General features: G+C 60.8%; 2 protein-coding genes. Both read left to right on the top strand.

The window, feature by feature from the left end:
- The coding region (locus FJ938_RS29125) for an ATP-binding protein (RefSeq protein WP_140700080.1) at nt 1-762 on the top strand (762 nt) is incomplete at its 5' end.
- Nucleotides 763-910: 148 nt separating this feature from the next.
- Nucleotides 911-6660 (top strand): AAA family ATPase (locus FJ938_RS29120; protein WP_140700077.1); only part of this gene is annotated, 5750 nt, incomplete at its 3' end.

Below are 6660 nucleotides of genomic sequence, written 5' to 3'. Positions count from 1 at the left end.
ACCGACATCGAGGATCGCACGCAAGCGCTGGCGCGATTGCAGCAGATGCAATCGGATTTCGCCCGCATGAACCGCGTGGGCATCATGGGAGAACTGGCGGCGTCGCTATCTCACGAAATCACGCAGCCGATCGCCAGTGCACGCAACAATGCCCGCGCGGCGCTCAATTTCATGGACAAGCAGCCGCCGGATCTGAGCGAGGTCAGGGAGGCGCTGGGCGGCGTTGTGGGCGACACCGACCGGGCTGGAGACATTATTGGTCGAATCCGCGATCAGGTGAGGAAAGCACCGCCGCGAAAGGACTATGTTGACCTCAATACCGCCATAAGCGAGGTGATCGCATTGGCGCGGAGCTCAATTGTCAGCAGCGGTGTCCAGGTTCGGACCCGCTTTGCGGATGGATTGCCCCCGGTTCATGCCGATCGCGTTCAAATTCAACAAGTCATGCTGAACCTGATCCTGAACGCGGCCGAGGCAATGGGTTCGATGAAGGAAGGTGCACGCGAGTTGTCGATCAGTACCGAGCAAGACCGCACAGGCGCCCTCGTCACGGTTCGTGATTCCGGGCCGGGCATCCAACCGGCTCAACTGGAGCGCGTTTTCGACGCGTTTTACACGACCAAGTCCCTTGGAACGGGGATGGGGCTGTCGATCTGCCGATCGATCGTAGCCGCCCATGGGGGCCGGCTTTGGGCAGAGGAAAACGAACCGCACGGCGCCGTGTTCAAGTTCACCGTCCCCGGCCACGAAGCGGGATCATAAGCTCATGCTTGTTCAGCCCGCGTGAGAGCCGCGCGAAGGCACTCAGGGCCATCATGGGGCTTGTCATCAGCAGCCGGTTTCCGATAGCGGGCGGCATCGCCGGTCGGTATAGTCAACCGAATTCATCCGTGGCGCCGGAGTTTGCAATATGGTGTCCGATCCACCCAGTGGCGCGTACGAGGGCATCGGCTCTCAGGCCGCATGGGAGGACGGCGAACGCGCCTTTCGCCGCGGCTGGCGGCCGGACGAGAGTGGAAAGCAGCGCCCCGTGCTGTTTGTACAGCCCGCGACGGACCATCAGTCACGCTCTGGCCTCGATCGTCTCATCCACGAATTCGAATTGAAGGATAAGCTCGATCGGGCGTGGGCCGTGCGGCCGTTAGAGCTCGTGCACGACGCCGGCCGGACCATCCTGGTGCTCGAGGATGTCGGCGGTGAGCCGCTGGCGCGGCTGCTCGCCGCGCCGATGGAAGTGGGACGCTTCTTGCAGCTGGCGACCGGTATTGCCGCAGCTCTCGGCAAGCTCCATCAGCGCGGGCTCATTCACAAGGACATCAAACCGGCCAATGTCTTGGTCAACGCTGCAACCGGTGACGTATGGCTGACGGGGTTTGGTATCGCCTCACGTTTGGCCCGCGAGCGCCAGCCCCTCGACGCTCCCGAAACGATCGCCGGTACGTTCGCCTACATGGCGCCTGAGCAGACCGGACGGATGAACCGGTCAATCGATTCCCGCAGCGATTTGTACGCGCTCGGCATCTCCTTCTACCAAATGCTCGCCGGTGGTTTGCCGTTTACGGCGGCCGAGCCCATGGAATGGGTGCACTGCCACCTCGCTAGGCAGCCGGTGGAACTCACGGGGCAGCGGAGCGATATCCCCGGCACCGTGTCGGCGGTCGTCATGAAGCTGCTCGCCAAAAGGGCCGAAGACCGCTATCAGACCGCCTCCGGTCTCGAAAGCGACCTTCGCAGATGCCAGGCCGAATGGGGGGCGCAGCACCGGATTGACGACTTTTCACTCGGCGCACGCGACACGCCGGACCAGTTACGGATTCCCGAGAAACTCTACGGTCGGCGAGAAGAAGTCGAAACCTTGCTCGCCTCCTTTGATCGCGTCGTCAAAGGAGGCGCCCCCGAGCTGGTCCTGGTATCGGGATATTCCGGTATCGGAAAGTCTTCGCTCGTCAACGAGTTGCAGCCGGCGCTCATACCGCCGCGGGGTCTTTTCGCTTCCGGCAAGTTCGATCAGCATAAGCGCGATATTCCTTACTCGACGCTGGTGCAGGCCTTTCAGGGTCTGATCAGACCGCTGCTCGGCAAGAGCGAAACGGACCTTGTGCCTTGGCGCGAAGCGTTGCGCGAGACGCTGGGACCCAACGCACGACTGATTGTGGATCTCATTCCTGAAGTAAAGCTCATCATCGGCGAGCCGCCACCGGTCCCGGAGGTTCCACCACAGGACGCGCAACGGCGTTTTCAACTGGTTTTACGGCGATTCCTGACTGTGTTCGCTCGGCAGGAACACCCGTTGGCACTCTTTCTCGATGACTTGCAATGGCTTGACGAGGCCACCCTCAGCCTGCTGCAAGAACTGTTGAGCCAGTCCGATCTGCGCCATCTCCTCCTCATCGGTGCCTTCCGGAACAATGAAGTGACCGCGGCGCATCCGCTCATGCGCAAGCTGGAGGCGATTCGAGCAACGGGAAGGGTGCAGGACATCAAGTTGGGCCCGCTCGCGCCCAACGATCTCAGAAACCTTGTCGCGGACTCGTTCCATTGTGATGCCGCTGAGCAGGCCGGCCCGCTCGCGGAGCTGGTGCTCGCCAAGACCGAAGGCAATCCGTTTTTCGTGATTCAGTTTCTTCACCTGCTCGCCGACGAGCGTCTTCTTGCGTTCGATCATGGACAGGCTCGATGGTCCTTCGATCTTGGCGGCATCCACGCCAAACAGTACACGGACAATGTCGTGGGGCTTCTGGCCGGGAAGCTGACGCGGCTACCGCTCGACACGCAAGAAGCCTTGCGGCAGCTCGCTTGCCTCGGCAACATCGCCGATGCCACGATGCTCTCGATGGTTCTGGGAACGCCCGAGGAAGAAGTACACGCAGCGCTCCGGGAGGCCCTGCGTCAACAATTGATCGAGCGCCTCGATCACTCCTACAAGTTCGTTCATGACCGCGTCCAAGAAGCCGCCTATGCGCTGATTCCGGAAAAGTCACGCGCCGAGGCGCATTTGACCATCGGCCGCCTGCTCGTGGCGCACACGCCACCGGAAAAGCGCGACGAGGCAATTTTCGAAATCGTCAACCAGCTCAATCGCGGCACTCCGTTAATCACGTCACTTAAGGAACGCGAGCAGCTCGCAGAGCTGAATCTGGCCGCCGGCAAGCGCGCCAAAGCGTCGTCGGCCTATGGCTCCGCGCTGACGTATCTCACCGCCGGCGCAGCCCTGTTGCCGGTCGACGCGTGGGAGCGCCGACAGGAGCTGGCGTTTGAACTGGAGTTGCACCCGGCGGACTGCGAGGTCTGCACCGGCGCCTTGCAGGCCGCCGAAGAGCGCCTGAATTCGCTCGCAGCGCGTGTTGTCGGCACGGTCCAACGATGCGCCGTCGGACGCCGGCTTGTGGATCTGTACGCCATGCTTGGGGCGGGCGAGCAGGCCGTCGCCGTCGCCCTGGAGTGCTTGCGGGGTGTTGGTATCGATTGGTCGCCGCATCCCAGCGAAGAAGAAACGCGCCGCGAATATGAGCGCATCTGGTCACTGCTTGGAAATCGCGCGATCGAGGATGTCGTGAACCTGCCGCTGATGCAGGATCCCGAGGCTTTTGCGACGCTCGACATGCTGACGAAACTGAGTCTTCCAGCCGAGTACATTGACGAGAATTTGGTCGCGCTCAGCATCTGCAGAGCAACTAATCTAAGTCTGGAGCGTGGGAACAGCGACGCCGCACCGGTGAGCTACGCGGCAACGGGATTGATAGCCAGCGCCCACTTTGGCGACCAAGAAAAAGGTTATCGACTTGGGAAGATGGCCTGCGATCTGGTCGAGCGTCGCGGACTGAATCATTTTGGGGGGCGGGTCTACAACCGCTTTGCGGTGGTGGTTCCGTGGACACGGCCGCTTGCGGAGGCGATCGATCCAGCGCGTCGTGCTTTTCAGATGGCGAAGCGGCACGGCGAACCCGCATTTGCTGCATTTTCGTGCCGCAGTCTCATTTCCATTCTTCTTGCTCTGGGTCATCCACTCGATCAAGTCGAGGATGAGGCCGAGCAGGGATTGGAGTTCGTGCTTCCGTTTGGATTCTTTCTCGACCGGATGTCCGCACCGCTCGCTCTCGTCCGGACGCTCCGCGGAAAGACCACGAAGTTCGGTTCACTCGATGACGGTTGGTTCAAGGAACGCGCGTTTGAGGAGCGCGCGACAGGTCAACCCGCCGGCGCTTTCCTGGAATGTCACTACTGGATCCGAAAACTCCAGGCTCGCTTCTTCGCCAGCGATTACCTGTCGGCGATCGGTGCAGCGGAGAAAGTGGACACTTGGTACGCGACGTCCGCACCGCTATCGCTCCTTATGTTGGAGAAGACGGAATATCACTTCTACGCGGCACTCTCTCACGCGTCACGTTGCCAATCCGCAGACTCCGACCCGTCCGACAGGCACAGGGTGGCGCTCGCGACCCACGAGCGGGAGCTTCGGGGCTGGGCAGCGAACTCCCCGCAGAATTTCGAAGGCCGCGCAGCGCTGGTCGGCGCCGAGATTGCCCGGATCGAGGGGCGCCCGATCGAGGCCATGGACCTGTACGAGTGCGCCATCGCGTCGGCACGGGCAAACGGCTTTATCAACGACGAAGCCATCGCCAACGAGTTGACTGCACGCTTTTATGCGGCGCGTGGCTACGCGACGATTGCGGCCACTTACTTGCGGGAAGCGCGCTCCTGTTATCTACGCTGGGGAGCCGATGGCAAAGTCAGGCAACTCGAGGCGCTTTATCCCTCATTGCGAGAGTTCGAACCGGCGCGTACCGCCGTTGCGACTATTGCGGCCTCGGTCGAGCAGCTGGACTTCGCGACCGTGGTCAAGGTGTCGCAAGCCGTCTCCAGTGAGATGGAGTTGGAGAAACTTATCGACGCGCTGATGCATCTCGCGATCGAGCACGCAGGTGCCGAAAGGGGCCTCTTGCTGCTATCGCACGGGGATGACCTGCGACACGTGGCGGTAGCAACGACCGGCCCGGACGGCATCATCGTTCGTCAGGGAGACGAACTGGCAGCGGCGTTTCCAGGATCCATCGTCCGCTACGTCATGCGATCGCGGGAAAACGTGATCGTCGACGACGCCTCGGCTCACCCGGCCTATTCCTCAGATCCTTACGTCCAAGAACAACACGCAAGGTCCATCCTATGCATGCCGCTTGTCAATGAAGCCAAAGTTGGTGGGGTTCTTTACCTTGAGAACGATCTAACGTCACACGCCTTTACGCCCGATCGCGTCACCGTGCTGAAGGTCCTTGCCTCGCAAGCGGCAATCTCGATCGAGAATTCCCGATTGTACCGCGCTCTCGCGGAACGCGAGGCGATCATCAGGCGCCGCGAGGAGGCCACTCGGGTTGCCTTGGAAACTGTCGCGGAGGGCGGCCCGCTAAAAGGAACGCTGGAATTGCTCTGTCACACGATGGAGCAGGAGTCAGTCGACAGTGTCATTGCATGCATCCATCCGGTAAACGAGGACGCGACGATGTTTCGCGACACCGCAGCGCCGAGTCTTGACGAGAATTATCGCAAGGCCATCGATGGATTGCCCGTGTCATCGATGATAGGGCCGTGCTGCTACGCAGTGGCCACGCGACAAGCCGTCGTCGTACCCAACCTGGCGGCCGATCCGAAGTGGGTTAAATTCCAGGATTACGCAAGGCCATTCGGCATTCGATCCTGCGAGTCCACGCCGATCTTTTCCAACGAGGGCAAGGTACTCGGAACGTTTGCGCTCTTCTACCTTGATGTTCGCGACTCGAGTCCACGCGACAAGCGGATAGTGGAATTGTTCACCAGTGCCGCGGCAGTTGCAATCGAGCGAAGTCGCGCGGAAGCGGCGTTGCGCGAGCTCAACGAAACGCTCGAACAACGCGTACAAGCCGAGACGCGGGAGCGGCTGCAAATATGGAACGTATCTCAGGACTTGCTGGCGATTGCCGCGGTGGATGGAACACTTTTTAGTATCAATCCGGCTTGGACTGCTACGCTAGGCTGGCCAGTAGAGGATTTGCTTGGCAAATCGTCCGAATGGCTCCTCCACCCGGCCGATCGAGAAAAAACCCGCGCTGCGCTTGGTCAGCTTGCCAAAGGCCACAAGCACTTCGAAAACCGCCTGCGTGGAAAGAGCGGCTCCTATCATTGGATGTCGTGGACAGTGACGGTGGATAGCGGACGAACTTATGGGGTGGCACGCGATATTACCGAGCAAAAGCGGGCGGAAGAGGCGCTGGCGGCAAGCGAGCGTAGTCTCAGGCTCATTATCGACACGATTCCGGCACTGGCCTGGTCGGCACGGCCGGACGGTTCGGCCGAGTTCTTCAATCAGCAATATCTCAACTACATTGGGTCCCCGGCGGAGCAGCTTCTGGATTGGGGTTGGACGGCCGCAGTTCATCCGGACGACCTGAACGGGCTGGCTGTCACATGGAAAACCCTGTTGGCCTCGGGAATGCCGGGAGAGGCCGAAGTGCGACTGCGCCGCCATGATGGGGAATATCGATGGTTTTTGTTCCGGACCATGCCCTTGCGCGACGACGATGGAAACATCGTCAAATGGTACGGCTTCAACACCGACATCGAGGATCGCACGCAAGCGCTGGCGCGATTGCAGCAGATGCAATCGGATTTCGCCCGCATGAACCGCGT

Origin of the sequence: Mesorhizobium sp. B2-4-14 (assembly GCF_006442155.1) — a bacterium.
GTDB lineage: Bacteria > Pseudomonadota > Alphaproteobacteria > Rhizobiales > Rhizobiaceae > Mesorhizobium.
Note: the sequence above shows the minus strand (reverse complement) of the source record. Positions and strands in the feature narration are given on the sequence as shown.